Origin of the sequence: Streptomyces sp. NPDC058371 (assembly GCF_042723265.1) — a bacterium.
Lineage (GTDB): Bacteria > Actinomycetota > Actinomycetes > Streptomycetales > Streptomycetaceae > Streptomyces.
On sequence record NZ_JBHXJC010000003.1, the window covers coordinates 392,078 to 409,804 of the forward strand.

Sequence of the window (17,727 nt, forward strand, 5' to 3'; positions counted from 1 at the left end):
CCGATGCTCACCGACACCACCGACCTCGACCTCACCGACCCCTCCACCGGGCCGGACGAGGAGTACGAGTTCCCCGTCTCCGACACGCAGAGCCGGCTGCTGGTCCTCGACCAGATGGACCCCGGCACCGCCCAGTACAACGTGCCGGCCGCCTTCGCCGTGCACGGACCCTTCGACACCGCCGCGTTCGGCCGCGCCCTGGACGCCCTCGTCACCCGCCACGAGTCGCTGCGGACCGTCTTCCGTACCGCACCCGACGGGACCCAGACCCAGCTCGTACGGGCCACCGCCCGCGCCGCGCTCACCGTCAGGGACACCGCGGCGGACGAGGTGGACGCCCTGCTGCGGGCCGAGGCGGACCGTCCCTTCGACACGGCCGCGGGACCGCTGCTGCGCTGCACGGTGTACGCCGTCGACGACGGCAGCCACCGTGTCCTGCTCGTCGCCCACCACCTGGTCTGCGACGGCTGGTCGCTCGGCGTGATCCTCGACGGGCTGTCCGCGGCGTACCACGACGAGCGGGCGGGGCGGCCGCACAACCCGCCCGAACTGCCCCTGCAGTTCCCGGACTACGCAGCCTGGCAGCGCGAACGCCAGACCGACGGCGCGTACACCGCGTCCGTCGAGCACTGGGCGGCACAGCTGCGCGGCGCGCCCGCCACCGTCGAGCTGCCGCTGGACCGGCCGCGCCCCGCGGTCCGCACCTCCGCCGGCGGCAGTGAGCGGTTCCTGCTCGGGGCGCCGGTCACCGAGCGCCTCGCCGAGGTGGCCGGGGCCGGCGGCGCCACCCCGTTCATGACGCTGTTCGCCGCGTACGCCGCCTTCCTCGGCCGGCTCTCGGGCCAGGGCGACCTGGTGGTCGGCTTCCCGGTGTCGGGGCGCGAGCGGCCCGAACTCCAGGAACTGGTCGGCATGCTGACCAACACCCTGGCCCTGCGCGTAGACCTGTCCGGCGACCCGTCCCTGGCCGAGCTGACCGACCGGATCCGTACCGCGCTGCTGGCCGCCCAGCCCTACCAGGACGCGCCGTTCGAGGCGGTCGTGGACCGGCTCGCGCCGGCCCGCGAGACCAGCCACGACCCGGTGGTCCAGGTCGTCTTCGCCTACGACGACGACACCGCCCTGACCCTGCCGCTCGACTCCACCAGGACCGAACGGCTCGAACTCGCCGTGGAAACGGCCAAGTTCGACTTCCACCTCCATGTGGAACGCTGGGGGGACGATCTGGCCGCCCAGTTCATCTACCGCAGCGACCTGTTCGAGGCGGCGACGGTGCGCCGCTGGGTCCGCAACTTCCAGACGCTGCTGACCGGCCTCCTCGCCGACCCGCACGCACCGCTGTCCGCCGTCGACCTCGTCCCCGACGACGAACGCCGGCTGACCCTGGCGGTCGCGGACCGCCTCGCCGACGCGGCGGACACCGGCCGACTGGTCCCCGATCTGGTGGCCGACGTCGCCGAGCGGCGGCCGGACGCCACGGCCCTGGTGTGCGGCGACGTCCGGCTCAGCTACCGCGAACTCCTCGCCCGGGCAGACGAGTTGGCCGTCCCGCTGCGCGCCGCGGGCGTCCGTCCCGGCTTCCGGGTCGGCCTGCTGCTGCCCCGTGGCGTCGAACAGGGCATCGCGGCCCTCGCCGTGCTCCGGGCGGGCGGCGCGTACGTCCCGCTGGACCGGGCCCACCCGCACGACCGCCTCCGCTACATGGTCGAGTGCTCCGGCACCGGGCTGCTGCTGACGGCGGCGGCGACCGCGGAGAAGGCCGAGGCGCTGGGGGTGCCCTGCATCCGCGCCGACGAGCGGGTGCCGACGGATCCCGACAGCCCCGTGCCCGCGGACCCCGGCACTCCGCTGCCGCCGTACGAAGGCGACGCCCCCTCCCCGCTGGACCTCGCCTACGTCCTGTTCACGTCCGGCTCCACCGGCCGCCCCAAGGGCGTGGCCGTGGAACACCGGGCCCTGGTCAACCTCACCCGGGCCGTGCGGCACGCGTTCCCGGTCACCGAGGACGACAAGGTGCTCCAGTTCGTGTCGTTCGGATTCGACGTCGCCGTCTCCGACCTGTTCTTCCCCTGGGTGGCGGGCGCCGAGCTGCACATCCCGCAGGAGGACGAACGGCTCGGCGAGGCGCTGGCCGCCCGGCTGCGGGACTCGGGCATCACCTACGTCTTCCTGCCGCCGTCCGCGGCCATGCTGCTGCCGGACGTCCGCGGGCAGCTGCCCGAGCTGCGGACCCTCGCGGTGGGCGGCGAGGCCTGCCCCGCCGAACTCGTCGAGCGGCTCAGCGAACCGCACCGGCGCATCGTGAACGCGTACGGCCCCAGCGAGGTGACCGTCTACGCCACCACCGCGGACCTGAACCCCGGCGAACCCGTGGTCCTCGGTCACGCGGTGCCCGGTGCCAAGCTCTACGTCCTGGACGCCCGGCTGCGCCCGGTGCCCGTCGGAGTCACCGGCGAGATCTACGTCGCCGGCGCCTCCCTCGGCCGCGGCTACATCGGCCAACCGGGCCTGACCTCCGAGCGGTTCGTCGCCGACCCCTTCGGCGCACCCGGCACCCGCATGTACCGCAGCGGCGACCTCGGCCGGTTCGACGTACACGGGCGGCTGCACTACCTCGGGCGCAGCGACCTCCAGGTCAAGCTGCGCGGGGTACGCATCGAACTCGGCGAGATCGAGGCCCTGTTGGCCGGCTTCCCGGACGTCGCGCTCGCCGCGGCGACCGTGCGCGGCACCGGCGCCGAACAGCGGCTCGTGGCCTACCTGGTGAGCCGCGACGGAGCCGCGCCGCCCTCCGAGGAGGCGCTGCGCGCCCATCTCTCCCGGCGGCTGCCCGGCTTCATGGTGCCGGAGCTCTTCGTCCACCTGGACGAGCTGCCGCTCAGCTCCAACGGCAAGATCGACCGCGCCCGGCTGCCCGAACCCACCACGGTCCACCGGCTGCCGGACGCCTCGTACACCGAGGCGGACACCGGCACCGAGCGGCGGGTCGCCGAGATCTGGGCCCGGGTCCTGACCCGCGACCGGGTCGGCGTGCACGACAACTTCTTCGAGCTGGGCGGCAATTCGGTCCGCCTGCTGAGCGTGCTGGCCGCCCTGCGCGAAGCGGGCCTGGACGGCGGGCTCTCCCTCGTCGACCTGTTCCGGCACCCGACCGTCTCCGCGCTCGCCGCCCACCTCGACGGCGTCCGCACCCCGCGGCCCGCCGCCACCGAAGCCGGTCCCGACACAGCGGAACCGTCCGGTGCTCCCTCCGCCGAGTCGGCCGCCGCCGTGCGCGGCGGCGAACGGCACGCACGGCGGACCGCCGCCGCCCGACGACTGACCTCCCGGAAAGGCCTGACACGATGACCGAGACACCAGCAGCCGGCGAAGGCCTCGACTCCGCGATCGCGGTCGTCGGGATGAGCGGGCGCTTCCCCGGCGCCCCCGACCTGGACGCGTACTGGAACAACCTCGCCGACGGCGTCTGCTCCCTCACCGACTTCACCGAGGACGAACTGCTCGCCGACGGCGCCGACCCGCAGGAGATACGCGGCCGCGACTACGTCCCCACCAAGGGGTTCCTCCCGGACGCGGACCGCTTCGACGCCGAGCTGTTCGGCTTCAACCGCACCGAGGCCACCGCCCTCGACCCCCAGCACCGGCTGCTGCTGCAGACGGCCTGGACCGCCCTGGAGGACGCCGGCTACGACCCGCTCGCCGGGCCGCCCCGCACGGGTGTGTACGTCGGCGGCGCGGTCACCGAGCACATGCTCGCCGCCCAGACCGACCCCCGGCTCGCCGCGTCGATCGGCGCCCTCCAGGTGCGGATCCTGACCGACCGCGAGTTCCTCGCCCCCTGGGTCTCCTACCGGCTCGGTCTCGACGGTCCGAGCCTCACCGTCCAGACGGCGTGCTCGACCTCCCTGACGGCCGTGCATCTCGCGGTGCAGGCCCTGCTGCTCGGCGAGTGCGACGCGGCCCTGGCCGGGGGCGTCGCCGTGGACACCGTACGCAAGCGCGGTTACGTCCACTACCAGGGCGGGATCTTCTCGCCGGACGGCCGCTGCCGGCCCTTCGACGAGCAGGCGGGCGGTACCGTGCCGGGCAACGGAGCGGGTGTCGTGGTGCTGCGCCGGCTGTCCGACGCGCTCGCCGACGGCGACCGGATCCGCGCGGTCATCCGCGGTTCGGCCGTCACCAACGACGGCGCGACCAAGGTCGGATTCACCGCGCCCGGCGTCGACCAGCAGACGGCCGCGATCGTGGAGGCCTGGGCGGCGGCGGGCCTCGACCCGGCGGACGCCCAGTACCTGGAGGCGCACGGCACGGCCACCCAGCTCGGCGACCGCATCGAAATGGCCGCGGCGACCGCCGCGTTCAAGGGCGCGATGGGCAGCCGGAACATCGGCATCGGCTCCGTGAAGTCCAACCTCGGCCATCTGGACGCCGCGGCGGGCGTGGCCGCGTTCATCAAGTCGGTGCTCATGCTGGAGCGCGAGACGCTGGTGCCCACCGTCGGCGCCACCCGCCCGCACCCCGAACTCGGCTTCGAGGACTCCCCGTTCCACGTGGTCGACCGGACCGTGCCCTGGGCGCGTCCCGAACGCGGTCCGCGCCGCGCCGGGGTGAGCTCGGTCGGCATCGGCGGGACCAACGTCCACGTGGTCCTGGAGCAGGCACCACCGGTGGCCCCGCCCGCCGCCGACGCGGCACCGGCGGGCCCCGAACTCCTGCTGCTGTCCGCCCGCACGCGCGAGACGCTGGGTGACCTCGCCGGCCGGCTGGCCTCGGCCCTGCGCCGCCCCGGCGCCCCGTCCCTCGCGGACACCGCCCACACCCTGCGGCTGGGCCGCACCCCCATGGCCGTACGCGCCTATGTGGTGGCCGGTGACCGGGCGGACGCCGTGGCCCGGCTCCAGGAGCTGGCACGGGGACGCGACGCGACGAGCGCACCCGCGGACGCCGGCGACGGCGAACTGCGGGCGCTCGGTGAGGCGTGGCTGACGGGCGAGCAGGTGCCGTGGACGGGCCCCGGCCGACGGGTGGGGCTGCCGGCGTACCCGTTCGCGGGGGATAGCCTCGGCGCGCTCGACCTCTCCTCCCGCGTGCCGCACGAGGAGCAGCCGACGCCGGGCGGGCAGCCGTCCGACGACCTGGAGACGGCCGTCCGCGCGCTGCTGGCCGAGGCGTTGGGGCTGGACGCGGTGGACGATCCGGAGATGACGTACTTCGCCGCGGGCGGCGACTCCCTCACCGCCGTCCACCTGGTCGGCTGCCTGCGCGACGACTTCGACATCGACGTCCCGATCACCCTGTTCCTGGAACAGCTCACCCTCCACGAGATGGCCCGCCAGATCATCGCGGTCAAGGAGGCGGGGGGTTCGGAGGACTCGCTGGACGCGCTGCTCGCCGAGTTCGAGGCCGAGTGAGACGGCACGTGTAAGGGCCGGTGCCCGGCCCCCGAGTGGGGTCCGGGCACCGGCCCTCGTCCGTGCGCGGTCCCCGACCGCGCGGTGCTCACACCGCCGGGACGAGCCCCGTCCGCACGGAAGACGTGATCACGTCGGCGATGTACGGCAGTTGGTCGTCGAGGTAGAAGTGACCGCCGGGCAGCACATGGCGCGCGAACGGTCCCACGGTCTCGCGTTCCCACTCCGCCACCCCGTCGACCGTGACCCGGGGGTCGCTGTCCCCGGTCAGCGCCACCACCGGACAGCGCAGCGGGGGGCCGGGCCGGTAGGCGTACGCGGAGAGCATCGCGTAGTCGGCGCGCAGCGGCGGCAGCGCGAGCTGGAGGAAGTCCGGGTTGTTCAGCAGCTCGTCGGCGGTGCCGGACAGCAGCCGCAGCTCCGCGAGCAGGTCGTCGTCCGAGGGGTCCTCGGGCAGCCGGATGCCGGGCGGCAGCGAGGGGCCCTCGCGCCCGGAGACGAACAGCGTGACGGGCGCCCGCCCTTCGGCCTCCAGCCGCCGCGCGGTCTCGAACGCGAGGATCGCCCCCATGCTGTGGCCGAACAGCGCCAGCGGCCGGCCGTCCGCGGCTGACCCGTCCGGCCCGGCATTCCGTACGACGTCGAGCACGGCGTCCACGATGTCGTCCAGCCGCTCGGCGAACGGCTCGGTGAAGCGGTCGAGCCGCCCCGGGTACTGCACGGCCAGGGTCTCGACGGTGCCTTCGACGGAGGCCGACAGCGCATGGTGGGCGCCGGCCGAGCCGCCCGCGTGCGGGAAGCACAGCAGCCGCGCCGGGGCGCCGGGTGCGGGGTGGTGGCGGCGTATCCAGTTGTCCACAACAGCCCTTCTCTCGTACTGGGTCGGCGACGGTGCCCGGCCCCGGGCCGGACTCCATGGGAGCGCCCCGGCAACCCTGTCACGGGTCCACCGGGGCGCGGGGCTCGGGCGTCACTCCGCCGCGGCGATCCAGCTGTCCAGCTGTTCCCGGGTGGTGGAGGGGTCGGCGACGAGCGCGGTGAGCTCGTCCTCGGGGGAGTTCAGGGTGGTGACGGCGGGGCAGCGGTGGCAGGCGTCGACGCCGACCTGGTTCCACCACTTGCAGTGCGGACGGAGGTGGCACCGTGGCACGGCGCTGGCGGTCGGCTCGGACGGTACGGTCCGGATGCGCTCGATCAGCCCGCAGGACGTGCCGATGCGGTTGGCGCAGTCGGAGACGCAGTGCGAGGCGAACCGCAGGACACGGTTGGGTGCGATGCCCTCCGGGATGCCGCCGAGGACGTCGGCGGCCGGTACCGGGTCGGCGAGATAGACGACCTCGCCGTTCTCCCCGGACCTGACACCGAGCACGACGGACTCCGGGCGGTGTGCGTCACCACTCGGGCACCAGGTGACGGATGGCTCCCGCCCGTCCTGGTCCCCGTGCCGCACCCGGTCCTCGGCCCGCTCCCGGGCGCGATCCGTGGTGCTGTCCACGATGCTGTCCACGGTGCTCACCTCCATCCCGTCAGCAGAGGGCCCGGTAGGCGCCCGACGTGGCGACCAGGCCCGCGACGACACCGTCGGTGACGGCGCCGTTGTCCTGTTCGGCGCTGATCGCCTTCTGCAGGTTCGCGGTGAGCTGCTCCTGCGAGGTGATGCGCTCCGGTCGCGCGGCAGCGGCGGCGGTGCCGCTGCCCGCCGCCACCAGCCCGGTGACCAGCGCGGCGGCCGCGGCCGCCGTACGAAGGCTGTGGTTCATACGTCTCCTCCTGAAGTCGTCCTACAGGTACGGGATGTGACGTTACGAGCGGACGGCGCCCGCGATCGGCAGTTGCGGCGGCACCTTCGCGGGCGTCCGTCCGCTCGCGGCACCGCCCCCGCGACGCCGCGGCCGGCAAGCCGGACAACCGCCTCCGGCAAGACGGGCGTTGACACTCTCCGTGTTCGGAAGCTAACTTCACGGCGTCGTCGCCACACCAGGAGCACGAGGCTCCATTGGGACTTGCGACGCGAAGGACACTCTCCAGTTGACGACTGTGACCGTTTCCGAGATCCAGCACGTCACCACCCAGCAGCCGCAGACGTCCGGCCTCTTCGACGTCCGGCCCTACACCCCGCACTGTCAGGTGATCCACACCGCGGGGGACCACGCCGTGATCGGCGTATCACCGGGAAACAGCTATTTCTCGGCCCAGCGCATCAATGACCTGGCCCATTGGAGCGTCGAGCACTTCGACCGGGTCGACTTCGTCTACACCGACCTCCATGTGGCCGAGATGTACGAGGCGTTCGGCTACCCCGCCGACGACGCCCGCCGCAAGGCCGTCAAGAACCTGCGCGGAGTACGCGCCAAGGTGACCGGCGCCGCCGAGGACTTCGGCGCCCGGGGCCACCGGATCGGCGCGTACGCCATGTCGGACTTCACGGCCAACCCGGCGTACCGGAGGATCCACGAACACATCCGCGAACTCCTGGACACGGACGCGGAGTTCAGGGAGACCTGCAACACGCTCGTGGATTCCTTCCTCTCCTCCAAGGTCCTGGACGGGCAGGCCGGCACCGAGCGGCAGCGCGAGGTGTGCCTGGAATACGTCTGCGCGGAGGCGCCGCTGTTCCTGGACACCCCGGCCATCCTGGGCGTCCCGTCCTCCCTCAACTGCTACCACCAGCTGCTGCCGATGGCCGAGCTGCTCTACGCGCGCGGCTCCGGACTGCGCGCCTCCCGCAACCAGGGCCATGCCATCGTCACACCCGCGCAAGGAGACACCGATGCCGCCTGAGGCGCTGCTCGACACGGTCGACGGCCCACCGCTCGACTTCCCGTTCTCCTGGCGCGGGGACCAACTGCCCTCGGAAGTGGCCGAGTTGCGCGCGGCCACTCCGGTCAGAAGGGTGCGGACCATCGCGGGCGACGTGGCCTGGCTGGTGTCCTCCTACGAGTTGTGCAAACAGGTCCTGGAGGACGACCGGTTCAGCCTGAAGGACACCTCCGCTCCGGGCGTGCCACGCCAGTACGCGCTGACGATCCCGCCCGAGGTCGTCAACAACATGGGCAACATCACCGGGGCCGGACTGCGCAAGGCCGTCCTGAAGGCGCTCAATCCCAAGAGCGAGGGCCTGACGCACTGGATGCGGTCGTACGCCGCCGAACTGGTCGACGGACTCGTGGCCGAAGGGGCCCCGGCCGATCTGCGCGGGGGTTTCGCCGACCCGTACTCGGCGGCCATGCACTGCCACATCCTCGGCATCCCGCAGACGGACGCGCCCCGGCTGATGCGCAGCCTGGACATCGCGTTCATGAACTCCGCCTGCCCGGTCTCCGGCGCGAAGCTCAACTGGGACCGTGACATCGCCTATATGACCCAGCGGCTGGACGACCCCGCCACCACCGGTCTGATGGCCGAGCTGGCGGCCCTCCGCAAGGACCCGGAGTACGCCCATCTGACCGACGAGATGCTCGCCACGGTCGGCGTGACCATGTTCGGCGCGGGCGTCATCTCCACGGCGGGGTTCCTGACCATGGCGCTGGTCTCGCTGGTCCAGCACCCGGAACTGCAGGACGAGTTGCTCGCCCATCCGGACCGGATCCCGGCGGCCGTCGACGAACTCCTGCGGGTCAACCTCTCCATCGGCGACGGGCTGCCCCGGCTCGCCCTGGAGGACGTCAGGCTCGGTGACGTGGACGTGCGCAAGGGCGAACTGGTGCTGGTCCTCGTCGAGGGGGCCAACTTCGACGCCCGGGAGTTCCCCGACCCGCACAAGGTCGATCTCACCCGCGAGAACAGCACCGCCCATCTCTCCTTCGGCGGGGGCAGCCACTACTGCCCCGCCACGGCCCTCGGCAAGAAGCACGCGGAGATCGCCCTGGAGACCCTGCTCGACCGGATGCCGGACCTCCAACTCGCGGTCCCGGTCGCCCAACTCGTCTGGCGCACCGGCTTCATGAAGCGCATCCCCGAACGGCTGCCCGTCATGTGGTGACCAGGCCGCACCGCCGTGCGGTGACCGTAGCTGCCGGCGTGATCGCAGGTGCGGGCTGATCCGCCCGGCCTGTGTCCGAGGCCCCGGCTCCGTCCGGCCAGGGCTCCGGTACCAGCTTTCGCGAGACGGCCGGGACGGTGCGGACACGCCCCAGGTGTATCGCCTCCGGCGCCCGCCCTCTTCACGTGATGAGGCCGTGGAGCATAATATACCCGCATGAAGGTTTGTTTCATTTCGGCACCGCTCGAAGCACCCCGCACTGGAAGGACACCCGGCGTGGACGACGCGAGGAACGCTCCGCGAGGCCGCGCCGCCCGTCCGGTGCCGATGTCCGACGAGCGGTCCGCCGCCGAGGACGAACAGGAGCCGGGAGCCGTCCGGGAGCGGGCGCTGTGCGCGCTGTTCGCGCGGGTCCTCGGCCTGGAGCGGGTCGGGCCGCACGACAACTTCCTGGCGCTGGGCGGGCATTCACTGGCCGCGGCACGTCTGTCGGCGCTCGTGCGGACGGTCCTCGGTGTGGAGCTGTCCATCCGGGATCTGTACGAGTGGCCCACCCCGGCCGCGCTGGCCGAACGCCTGGAGGGCGCGCCGACGGCGCACACGGACCCGGGGGAGGGGCCGCAGTCCTGATGGATCCGCGCCCCGCGGTCGCCGTCGGCTCGTCACCCGCGCCGGGTGCGCCTCCGCTTCGCGGGCCGCGGAACCACCGTGTCCAGGATCTCCCGCACGCGCTCCGTGAGGTCGGCCCGGTCGTTGAGCACCCAGGAGATGTGCTGGGCGCCGAAGAAGGCCGAGACCAGGATCCGGGCGGTGACCTCCGGGGAGGTCTCGGTGGCCAGCTGCCCCTCGTCCTGGGCCTGCCGGAACCAGGAGACCAGCGATTCGGTGTAGCCCAGGTACGGCATCGGCAGGTCGGCCCCGATAAGGGAGCGCTCGATCTGCAGCCGGGCGCCGGCCTGGACCATCGTGTCGTCACGGAAGGCGACCGCCGTACGGTCCAGGAGTTCGGCGACCGCGTCCAGCGGTGACAGCTCCTCGTCCTGCACCTCCTGCCCGATCACCCCGAGCACGTGGTAGAACTCCTCGGCCACGGCCTTGGCGAGAGCCTCCTTGTTGGCGAAGTGGAAGTAGACGGCTCCCTTGGTCACCCCCGCCAGCTCGGCCACGTCCATCACGGTGACGGCGGGGAAGCCCTTGGTCGCGAACGCCTCGGCCGCGGCGTCGAGCACCTGCCCACGGGTGCGCACGGCCCGCTCCTGCTTGAGCCCCGTGTCCTTGTGGCGGGGCGCGGAGTCCCGGGTGGGCCGGGACGTCCGGGTCGTGCTTTCCGCGGCCATGGTGTCCATCCTTGATGAGTTTCCTTGAAATATACCTTCGGGAATGTATTGTAAGTCGTGGCTCGATGAGCACAAGCCGTCGTGCCGATGTTGCTTGTCTGCGTGAATGCATTCACCGGGGGTTCAGACCATGCATCAGCCTGCCATTTCACCTGTTCAACAGAGTTCCGACCGGCTGGTCGGACGGGGTTCGTCCGTCCGTCCGGCCGACCCGGGGCTCACCTATCTGCAGCCCGTACCGCGCCACATGGTCCATCGGGCCGCGATAGCCGAGGTCTTCCTGACCGACGCCGTCCGCACGAGCGAGCACAGCTTCCTGGTCGCGGCCCAGTGGCCGCGCGACCACGCGCTCTACTCGCCGGGCAGTGGTGGCACGTGTGACCCGCTGCTGTTCATGGAGACCATCCGCCAGTCGCTCGTCTATCTGGCGCACTCCTTCTACGGCGTCCCGCTCACCCACCGCTTCATCGGCACCGGCGCGGAGTTCGAGATCACCGACCCCGCCGTACTGCGCATCGGCGGCGAGCCGGTCCCGGTGGTGCTGGAGGCGCAGTGGCTGTGGGTGGGCAACCGTCCGCCGAGCCGTTTCGGCATGCGGCTCGAAGTCGTGCTCACCGTCGGGGGGCGTACGTGCGGCCGGGGGGCCTTGCATGTCGTCGCGGTGGACGACAGGCGGTACGCGAGGCTGCGCGGCCGGGGCGCCAGGCCCACCGGCGCCGCGGTGACCGGACCGGCTCCGCGCGCCGTCGAGCGCGTGCACCCCGCGGCGGTGGGCCGGCTGCGCTCCAAGGACAGCGTCCTCGTCCGCGAACGGGCCGAAGCCCCTTGGCAGTTGCTGGTGGACGTGGAGCACCCGATCTTCTTCGACCACCCCAGTGACCATGTGCCGCTGATGGTCACGCTGGAGGGCTTCCGCCAGCTCGGCCACCTGCTGCTGCACCCCTCGGAGGCCGGCCGCGGCGACGCGCACGTCCTGCTGGGCATGGCGGTCGACTGCGTGGCCTTCGGTGAACTCGACGAACCGATCGACCTCGTCGTGCGTGAACGGCGCCCGGGGACCGCGCCCGGCACGGTGCACCTGACGACCGACGCCGTACAGGGCGGCAAGGTCCTGACGACCTGCCGGGCGACCTGGGGTCTCGCCGGCGAGCGGGCCGCCGCCGCCGCCGATGCCGTAACGCACCGGGACGCGAACGCGTTCGGTCACCGGGTCGTCATCCCCAGCACGGCCTGACCGCAGGCCGGGTGCGCGTCCCACAGGTCGCGCACCCGGTCCGCCAGCCCCCGCCGCTCCAGATCGGGGGCGGTGTAGTAGGCCCCCACCAGAATCACCGTGGCCAGATCGGCGAGCGGCGCGGTGGGCGGCCGCTCGCCCGGCGTGCCGTCGGTCTGCGCGCTCTCCATCACCTCGGTGGCGAGCCGGCGCAGATCGGCGAGCAGCCTGGGCGGCTCGGGCGCCGAGTGCACCTCGTCCATCTCCAGCCGGAGTGCCGCGTTGATCCGCACGTCCGACTCGATCCGCTCCGCCAGCGCGCAGGACAGCGCACGCAGCCGCTCGCGGGCCGACAACTCCTCGACCGTGTTCTGCGCGACGAGCCGCTCCAGCACCTCGTCCAGCTGACCGGTCAGCGCCCGGGCGAGCTCTTCCTTCGAGGCGAAGTGGCCGTACAGGGCGCCTTTGGTCAGCCCGGTGCGGTCGGCCACGTGCTGGAGGTTGGCGCGCGGGTAGCCGTGCCGGGCGAACTCGGCCGCGGCCGCGTCGAGGACCAGTTCATGGGTACGGCGGGAGCGCGCCTGTTTCGTCATCGCGTATCCCTTCGGTGGGTGGTCGGCGGATCTGCAAAGAATACCTTCTTGAACGCACTTTTTCTGTCCATGGGACCCCTTCGTTTTCCGACAAACAGGAGCAGTCGTATGACCAGCCACGCCCGCCGCACCGCCGCAGCGAACGCCCGACTCGCCGACCTGAACAGGAGGTTGACGGACGAGGTGGTCGCCGCGATCACCTCGTCCGGGCTGGCCGGGCATTTCGTACCGCGCCACTGGGGCGGAGCGCAGGGCACGTTCGGCGCCCTGCTCGCCGACGTCTCCGCCCTCGCCGAGGGCTGCACCTCGGCCGCCTGGTGCGGCATGCTCTGGGCGGCGCACGGCCGGTACGCCGCCCAACTGCCCGAGCAGGGACAGCGGGAGGTGTGGGGCGCATCCCCGGACGTGCGGATCGCGGCCGCGCTGATGCCGCCCGCGGGCGGGGCGCAGCCGGCCGAGGGCGGCTGGCGAGTGCACGGCACCTGGTCCTGCGTCAGCGGGATCGACTTCGCCGAGTGGGTCCTGGTGTCCGCCCCGGAGCCGTACGAGGACGGCAGACGCATCCGGGTGTTCGCCGTCCCGGCCCGTGAGGTCACCGTCGAGGACACCTGGGACAGCACCGGGCTGCGCGGCACCGGCAGTCACACGGTGGTCATCGGGGACGCCTTCGTCCCGCATCACCGCTCCTTCCTCCAGGCCGACCTGATAGGCGGCAGCGAGGACCCGGCGGGGGCCCGCTGCCACACCGCGCCCGCTCAGCTGGCCGGCGGGCTGCTGTTCTGCGCCCCCGCCCTGGGGGCCGCGCGCCGTGCGCTGCGGGTGTGGTCCGAGTGGGCCGCCGCGAAGTCGACCGGCAGCGGACGCCCCCAGCACGACAGCGCGGCGGTCCGGGAGGCGCTCGCTCACGCCTCGGCGCGCATCGACGCGGCCGGGCTGCTGCTGACGCGAGCCGCCCACCGCGCGGACACCGAACCGGTCACCGATCTCCTGGTCGCCGGCAACCAGCGGGACGCCGCCGTCGCCGCCGAGCTGCTCGCCGGTGCGGTGGACCGCCTGTTCCGCACCGGCGGCGCGCACATCCGGGACGCCGGAGGTGAACTCCAGCGCCTGTGGCGGGATGTGCACACCGTCGCCTCCCACGGCGTCCTGCGTCTGGAGCCGGTGGCCACCGCCTACGCCTCCGCCGCGCTCGCCGACACCGGGGTCCGGGTGGCCGAACCGGCTCTCGCCGCCGGGTAGTTGACCTTCCGGTTCCGGTCGGGCCGGGGGGAGGGTGCGGCAGCGGAAGTCCCTCGCCGGTCCCGGAGCCCGGGCAGCCGAACGGGCCCTCGCCGCCGGGTAGTTGACCTTCCGGTTCCGGTCGGGCCGGGGGAGGGTGCGGCAGCGGAAGTCCCTCGCCGGAACCGGTGCCGGGGCGTGACGGCGGCCCTGCCCGGCCGGCCCGTTCGGGTGGGCGGGCCCGCCCGGGTCAGCGCCGCCACGACGTGGCGCCGCGGTGCGCGACGCGGGCGGGCCGGTCCCAGCCGGCCGCGCGCCGGGCGTCACCCGCCGGGACCTCGGTCGCGGCGCTCTCGTCCCGGCGGGCCAGCAGGACCGCGGTCGCCGCGGCGACTTCCTCCGGGGTGGGCGAGCCGCGCAGGACGCGCAGCAGTACGTCGGTGTCGAGTGCGGGGTCTGCGGGGCCCCTGTGCGCGGTACTCATACCGGCTGGTTCCCGTGTTTGCGCGAGGGCAGTTCGGCGTGCTTGGCGCGCAGCATGGCCAGCGAGCGGATCAGCACGGCCCGGGTGTCGCGCGGGTCGATCACGTCGTCCACCAGACCGCGTTCGGCCGCGTAATACGGGTGCATCAGCTCGGACTTGTACTCCTTGATGCGTTGCGCCCGTACGGCGTCCGGGTCGTCCGAGGCCGCGATCTCCCGGCGGAAGACGACGTTCGCGGCGCCCTCGGCGCCCATCACGGCGATCTCGTTGGTCGGCCAGGCGAGGGCCAGATCGGCGCCGATGGACCGGGAGTCCATGACGATGTACGCGCCGCCGTACGCCTTGCGCAGCACCAGGGAGATCCGCGGCACGGTGGCGTTGCAGTACGCGTACAGCAGCTTCGCGCCCTTGCGGATGATGCCCTCGTGCTCCTGGCCGACGCCGGGCAGGAAGCCGGGCACGTCGACGAGCGTCACGAGCGGGATGTTGAAGGCGTCGCAGAACTGCACGAAGCGCGCGCCCTTTTCGGACGCGTCGATGTCGAGGACGCCCGCCATGGCCGCGGGCTGGTTGGCGACGATGCCGACGACATGGCCGTCGAGCCGGGCCAGGGCGCAGACCAGATTGGCCGCCCAGTCCGGCTGCACCTCGAAGCAGTCCCCGTCGTCGACGAGTTCGGCGATCACCCGGTGCATGTCGTACGCCTGGTTCGGCTCGGCGGGGACCAGGTCGAGGAGGGCGTCACAGCGCCGCCCGGGATCGTCGAACGGCTCCTCCCGGGGCGGCAGTTCACGGTTGTTGGGCGGCAGCAGCGAGAGCAGATGCCGTACGTCCTCCAGACAGGACGCCTCGTCGTCGTAGGCTCCCGCGGCCACCCCGGAGACGGCGGCGTGGACATCGGCGCCGCCGAGCCCGTTGTGGGTGACCTGCTCGCCGGTCACCGCCTGGACGACGTCGGGTCCGGTGATGAACATCTGTGAGATCTCACGCACCATGAACACGAAGTCGGTGAGCGCGGGCGAGTACGCCGCCCCGCCCGCGCACGGGCCGAGCATCACGCTGATCTGCGGAATGACCCCGGACGCGGCCACGTTGCGGGTGAAGATGCCGCCGTAGCCGGCGAGCGCCGAGACGCCCTCCTGGATCCGGGCGCCCGCCCCGTCGTTGAGGCTCACCAGCGGCGCGCCGGCGGCCAGGGCCAGGTCCATCACCTTGTGGATCTTGGCGGCATGGGCCTCACCGAGAGCGCCGCCGAAGATGCGGAAGTCATGGGCGTACGTGAAGACGGTCCGGCCGTGGACGGTGCCCCAGCCGGTCACCACGCCGTCCGTGTACGGGCGCTTGGCCTCCAGTCCGAACCCGGTGGCGCGGTGCCGGCGCAGTGGCTCGATCTCGGTGAACGAGCCTTCGTCCAGGAGGAGTTCGATGCGCTCCCGGGCGGTGAGCTTGCCGCGCGCGTGCTGCTGGGCGCTGGATCCGGGGGACGGGCCCTCGTGCGCGTGCTGTCGTATGAGCTCCAGCTCGGCGAGCCGGGTGCGGGTGGTCGCCGGCGCCAAGGGGGCGGCGGCGAGCGGTGGTTGAGCGACGGTGCGCTCTTCGATGACGGTCATGTGCGGGCCTGCCTTGGAAGATGGGCGGTGAGCGTGGAATCATGATGCGGGAATTACATTCCTTCGTGAAGGTATTTTACTTTGATTTTGCCGATTCCCGGACTCGGCGCGGTGGTCGCACCTAGTCTGACCTGCGAGGGGAGGTGATTAACTAGAAAACCTTCTCGAAGGTTTTCTTCTGTGTCATGATAGGGGCCTGTCCAGGAGCTGGGCACCTGACCGCACGCCATTGATCAAGGGGGGTCCGCCTCGTGTGGAGCATTGAGGCAAGCCGACCAGAACCCGCTCCGGCCGTCGACGTCATGCTGGGCCTGCGAAACGATCTGCAGCGCTACGGCATCGAGCGGATGCTCGAAACCGTTCCGGCCGTCCGGAAGTTGAGGTCCCACACCGACTCGCTCGGAGCCGTGCGGGACACCGCGGCGGCCGCCGCCGACATCCTGCTGCTCTCGGTCGACGAGATCGACGCGGAGGCCGTCGCCGGCCTCGGCGCACTCGGCGCCGACGGCCCGAAGGTGCTCCTTCTCGTCGACGACGAGGAGGACGTCGACCTGGCCCGCGTCACCAGCGTCCCCAGTGCCGGGATCCTGGCCGTGGGCGGGCTGACCGCCGAGACGCTGTACGACGCGTTCGCCCGCGTCGCCCGCGGGGAGGTACCCATCCCGCCGCGGCTCGCCCGCCGGCTGCTGGAGCCCGCCCGCACCGCAGCCGCCGCACGGCCGCTGCCCCGGCTGACCCCCAGGGAACACCAGGCCCTGGGCCTGCTGGTGGACGGCATGAGCAACCGCATGATCGGCCGGCGGCTCGCGATCTCCGAACACGGAGCGAAGCGGCTGGTGGCCAACATCCTGGCGAAGCTCGACTGCCCGAACCGCACGATGGCGGTCGCCATCGCACTGCGCGAGGGCCTGTACGAGCAGGGCGCGGCCGCGCGGAGGACGGCCGAGCCCGGGACCACGGAGCGCGCCACCGTCGTCGCCGACCGCATGGCCCCGGTGGGCTGACGTGCCGCCGCGGAAGACCCATTCAGCGCACCACCACCCGAGACAAGGAGCGAGACAGAGCATGGTGAGCACCTCGGGCGCCGGGCAGGCGCCGCGCGCGGCGTTCTTCGACGTCGACGAGACCCTGATCCGGGTCAAGAGCATGTTCGACTTCCTGCGCCACTGGATGGCCCGGCACGGCGACGACGGAAGCGCGTTCGAGGAGGAGTACGCGCAGGTCCGTGCCCGAGCCGCGTCCGGTGTCGACCGGACCGAGATCAACCGCGACTTCTACCGGCGCTTCGCCGGAGTCCGCGAGGAGGCGCTGCTCGCCGGCGGCCGCGCCTGGTACGAGGAGTACCGGGAACGGCCCGACGCGTTCGTGGACTCCTCGCTGCGGGCCGTGGCAGACCATCGCGCGGCGGGGGACACCGTGGTCCTCGTCTCCGGCTCGTTCCCCGGCGTCCTGCGCCCGCTCGCCCAGGACATCGGCGCCCACCGGGTGCTGTGCACGGAACCGGTCGCGGACGGGTCCGGCGTCCTGACGGGCGAGGTGGTCCGTCCGATGATCGGGGCCAACAAGGCCCTCGGCACCGCGGAGGTCATGGCCGAGCTGGGCGTCGACCCCGCCGGCTGCTTCGCGTACGGCGACCACTCCAGCGATCTCGAGATGCTGCTGCTCGTCGGCAACCCCCGAGTGATCGGGGCCGATCCGGTGCTCTCCGCGCATGCCGAGCGCGGGGGTTGGCCGGTGCTCTCGGCCGCCTGAGCCGACCGGCCCGCCCGGGCCTCGAACGGGAAGCGGGGGGTCTCCCCTTTTGGCAGCCCCCCCCCCTCTTTTTTTTTTTTTTGGGGGGAGGGGTTCCCTTCCTCCCCCCCCCCCCACCCCCCCCCTA

Annotated in this window: 16 protein-coding genes; 9 read left to right on the top strand and 7 right to left on the bottom strand. The window is 72.5% G+C overall.

The genetic code is table 11. The features are described 5' to 3' along the window. The first annotated feature begins 3 nt into the window (after nucleotides 1-3). Together ACFWM2_RS13240 and ACFWM2_RS13245 are read left to right on the top strand one after the other, a co-directional pair. The gene (locus ACFWM2_RS13240; RefSeq protein WP_383277481.1) at nucleotides 4-3,348 is read left to right on the top strand and encodes an amino acid adenylation domain-containing protein; all 3,345 of its coding nucleotides are present in this window, start codon (nucleotides 4-6) and stop codon (nucleotides 3,346-3,348) included. Next, on the top strand, nucleotides 3,345-5,411 hold the full coding sequence (locus ACFWM2_RS13245; protein WP_383277484.1) for a beta-ketoacyl synthase N-terminal-like domain-containing protein: 2,067 nt from the start codon (nucleotides 3,345-3,347) through the stop codon (nucleotides 5,409-5,411). Before ACFWM2_RS13240 ends, ACFWM2_RS13245 begins: the two co-directional genes overlap by 4 nt. A gap of 88 nt (nucleotides 5,412-5,499) precedes the next feature. Here ACFWM2_RS13245 and ACFWM2_RS13250 read toward each other — a convergent pair whose 3' ends face one another. From ACFWM2_RS13250 to ACFWM2_RS13260, 3 genes are all read right to left on the bottom strand, one after another. Next, a complete protein-coding gene (locus ACFWM2_RS13250; RefSeq protein ID WP_383277487.1) occupies nucleotides 5,500-6,270 on the bottom strand; it encodes a thioesterase II family protein in 771 nt (256 codons plus the stop codon). Nucleotides 6,271-6,381: 111 nt separating this feature from the next. After that, nucleotides 6,382-6,918: a hypothetical protein gene (locus tag ACFWM2_RS13255; RefSeq protein WP_383277490.1), complete on the bottom strand. Its 537-nt coding sequence runs from the start codon at nucleotides 6,916-6,918 to the stop codon at nucleotides 6,382-6,384. Nucleotides 6,919-6,937: 19 nt separating this feature from the next. Then, entirely contained in the window at nucleotides 6,938-7,171 is a 234-nt protein-coding gene (locus ACFWM2_RS13260; RefSeq protein ID WP_383277493.1) for a hypothetical protein, read from the bottom strand. 277 nt (nucleotides 7,172-7,448) lie between these two features. Here ACFWM2_RS13260 and ACFWM2_RS13265 point away from each other — a divergent pair, with 277 nt between their 5' ends. The 3 genes from ACFWM2_RS13265 to ACFWM2_RS13275 all read left to right on the top strand — a co-directional run bounded on the left by ACFWM2_RS13265 (nucleotide 7,449) and on the right by ACFWM2_RS13275 (nucleotide 10,023). Next, the gene (locus ACFWM2_RS13265) at nucleotides 7,449-8,192 is read left to right on the top strand and encodes a tRNA-dependent cyclodipeptide synthase (RefSeq protein ID WP_383278309.1); all 744 of its coding nucleotides are present in this window, start codon (nucleotides 7,449-7,451) and stop codon (nucleotides 8,190-8,192) included. Further along, complete coding sequence (locus tag ACFWM2_RS13270) at nucleotides 8,182-9,393, top strand: cytochrome P450 (protein WP_383277497.1); 1,212 nt, start codon at nucleotides 8,182-8,184, stop codon at nucleotides 9,391-9,393. Before ACFWM2_RS13265 ends, ACFWM2_RS13270 begins: the two co-directional genes overlap by 11 nt. 276 nt (nucleotides 9,394-9,669) lie before the next feature. After that, complete coding sequence (locus ACFWM2_RS13275) at nucleotides 9,670-10,023, top strand: acyl carrier protein (RefSeq protein WP_383277500.1); 354 nt, start codon at nucleotides 9,670-9,672, stop codon at nucleotides 10,021-10,023. A gap of 32 nt (nucleotides 10,024-10,055) precedes the next feature. Here ACFWM2_RS13275 and ACFWM2_RS13280 read toward each other — a convergent pair whose 3' ends face one another. Next, entirely contained in the window at nucleotides 10,056-10,730 is a 675-nt protein-coding gene (locus ACFWM2_RS13280) for a ScbR family autoregulator-binding transcription factor (RefSeq protein WP_383277503.1), read from the bottom strand. Nucleotides 10,731-10,860: 130 nt separating this feature from the next. Here ACFWM2_RS13280 and ACFWM2_RS13285 point away from each other — a divergent pair, with 130 nt between their 5' ends. Next, on the top strand, nucleotides 10,861-11,964 hold the full coding sequence (locus ACFWM2_RS13285; RefSeq protein ID WP_383277506.1) for a ScbA/BarX family gamma-butyrolactone biosynthesis protein: 1,104 nt from the start codon (nucleotides 10,861-10,863) through the stop codon (nucleotides 11,962-11,964). On the opposite strand, the gene ACFWM2_RS13290 is transcribed toward ACFWM2_RS13285, so the two are convergent. Then, nucleotides 11,934-12,536, bottom strand: coding sequence for a TetR family transcriptional regulator (locus ACFWM2_RS13290; protein WP_383277509.1), 603 nt, complete (start codon nucleotides 12,534-12,536; stop codon nucleotides 11,934-11,936). The two genes, ACFWM2_RS13285 and ACFWM2_RS13290, sit on opposite strands and share 31 nt — an antisense overlap. A 108-nt stretch (nucleotides 12,537-12,644) precedes the next feature. On the opposite strand from ACFWM2_RS13290, the gene ACFWM2_RS13295 reads away from it, so the two are divergent. Further along, the gene (locus ACFWM2_RS13295; RefSeq protein ID WP_383277512.1) at nucleotides 12,645-13,775 is read left to right on the top strand and encodes an acyl-CoA dehydrogenase family protein; all 1,131 of its coding nucleotides are present in this window, start codon (nucleotides 12,645-12,647) and stop codon (nucleotides 13,773-13,775) included. A gap of 229 nt (nucleotides 13,776-14,004) precedes the next feature. On the opposite strand, the gene ACFWM2_RS13300 is transcribed toward ACFWM2_RS13295, so the two are convergent. Then, nucleotides 14,005-14,238, bottom strand: a complete 234-nt coding sequence (locus tag ACFWM2_RS13300) for an acyl-CoA carboxylase epsilon subunit (RefSeq protein WP_383277515.1) — start codon at nucleotides 14,236-14,238, stop codon at nucleotides 14,005-14,007. After that, nucleotides 14,235-15,848 carry an acyl-CoA carboxylase subunit beta gene (locus ACFWM2_RS13305; protein WP_383277518.1) on the bottom strand — a complete coding sequence of 538 codons (1,614 nt, stop codon included), beginning with the start codon at nucleotides 15,846-15,848 and terminating at the stop codon, nucleotides 14,235-14,237. The genes ACFWM2_RS13300 and ACFWM2_RS13305 overlap by 4 nt, the downstream gene beginning before the upstream one ends. Nucleotides 15,849-16,150: 302 nt before the next feature. Between ACFWM2_RS13305 and ACFWM2_RS13310 the strand changes: the two genes are divergently transcribed. Together ACFWM2_RS13310 and ACFWM2_RS13315 are read left to right on the top strand one after the other, a co-directional pair. Continuing rightward, nucleotides 16,151-16,852: a response regulator transcription factor gene (locus ACFWM2_RS13310; RefSeq protein ID WP_383277521.1), complete on the top strand. Its 702-nt coding sequence runs from the start codon at nucleotides 16,151-16,153 to the stop codon at nucleotides 16,850-16,852. A 61-nt stretch (nucleotides 16,853-16,913) separates the two neighbouring features. Continuing rightward, nucleotides 16,914-17,600 carry an HAD family hydrolase gene (locus ACFWM2_RS13315; protein WP_383277524.1) on the top strand — a complete coding sequence of 229 codons (687 nt, stop codon included), beginning with the start codon at nucleotides 16,914-16,916 and terminating at the stop codon, nucleotides 17,598-17,600. Nucleotides 17,601-17,727: the final 127 nt, after the last annotated feature.

Excerpts from the sequence above, each read along its gene's own strand:
- ACFWM2_RS13240 (WP_383277481.1), top strand. The coding sequence starts at position 4 with ATGCTCACCGACACCACCGACCTCGACCTCACCGACCCCTCCACCGGG.
- ACFWM2_RS13245 (WP_383277484.1), top strand. The coding sequence starts at position 3,345 with ATGACCGAGACACCAGCAGCCGGCGAAGGCCTCGACTCCGCGATCGCG.
- ACFWM2_RS13260 (WP_383277493.1), bottom strand. The coding sequence starts at position 7,171 with ATGAACCACAGCCTTCGTACGGCGGCCGCGGCCGCCGCGCTGGTCACC.
- ACFWM2_RS13270 (WP_383277497.1), top strand. The coding sequence starts at position 8,182 with ATGCCGCCTGAGGCGCTGCTCGACACGGTCGACGGCCCACCGCTCGAC.
- ACFWM2_RS13280 (WP_383277503.1), bottom strand. The coding sequence starts at position 10,730 with ATGGCCGCGGAAAGCACGACCCGGACGTCCCGGCCCACCCGGGACTCC.
- ACFWM2_RS13285 (WP_383277506.1), top strand. The coding sequence starts at position 10,861 with ATGCATCAGCCTGCCATTTCACCTGTTCAACAGAGTTCCGACCGGCTG.
- ACFWM2_RS13290 (WP_383277509.1), bottom strand. The coding sequence starts at position 12,536 with ATGACGAAACAGGCGCGCTCCCGCCGTACCCATGAACTGGTCCTCGAC.
- ACFWM2_RS13295 (WP_383277512.1), top strand. The coding sequence starts at position 12,645 with ATGACCAGCCACGCCCGCCGCACCGCCGCAGCGAACGCCCGACTCGCC.
- ACFWM2_RS13300 (WP_383277515.1), bottom strand. The coding sequence starts at position 14,238 with ATGAGTACCGCGCACAGGGGCCCCGCAGACCCCGCACTCGACACCGAC.
- ACFWM2_RS13305 (WP_383277518.1), bottom strand. The coding sequence starts at position 15,848 with ATGACCGTCATCGAAGAGCGCACCGTCGCTCAACCACCGCTCGCCGCC.
- ACFWM2_RS13310 (WP_383277521.1), top strand. The coding sequence starts at position 16,151 with ATGCTGGGCCTGCGAAACGATCTGCAGCGCTACGGCATCGAGCGGATG.
- ACFWM2_RS13315 (WP_383277524.1), top strand. The coding sequence starts at position 16,914 with ATGGTGAGCACCTCGGGCGCCGGGCAGGCGCCGCGCGCGGCGTTCTTC.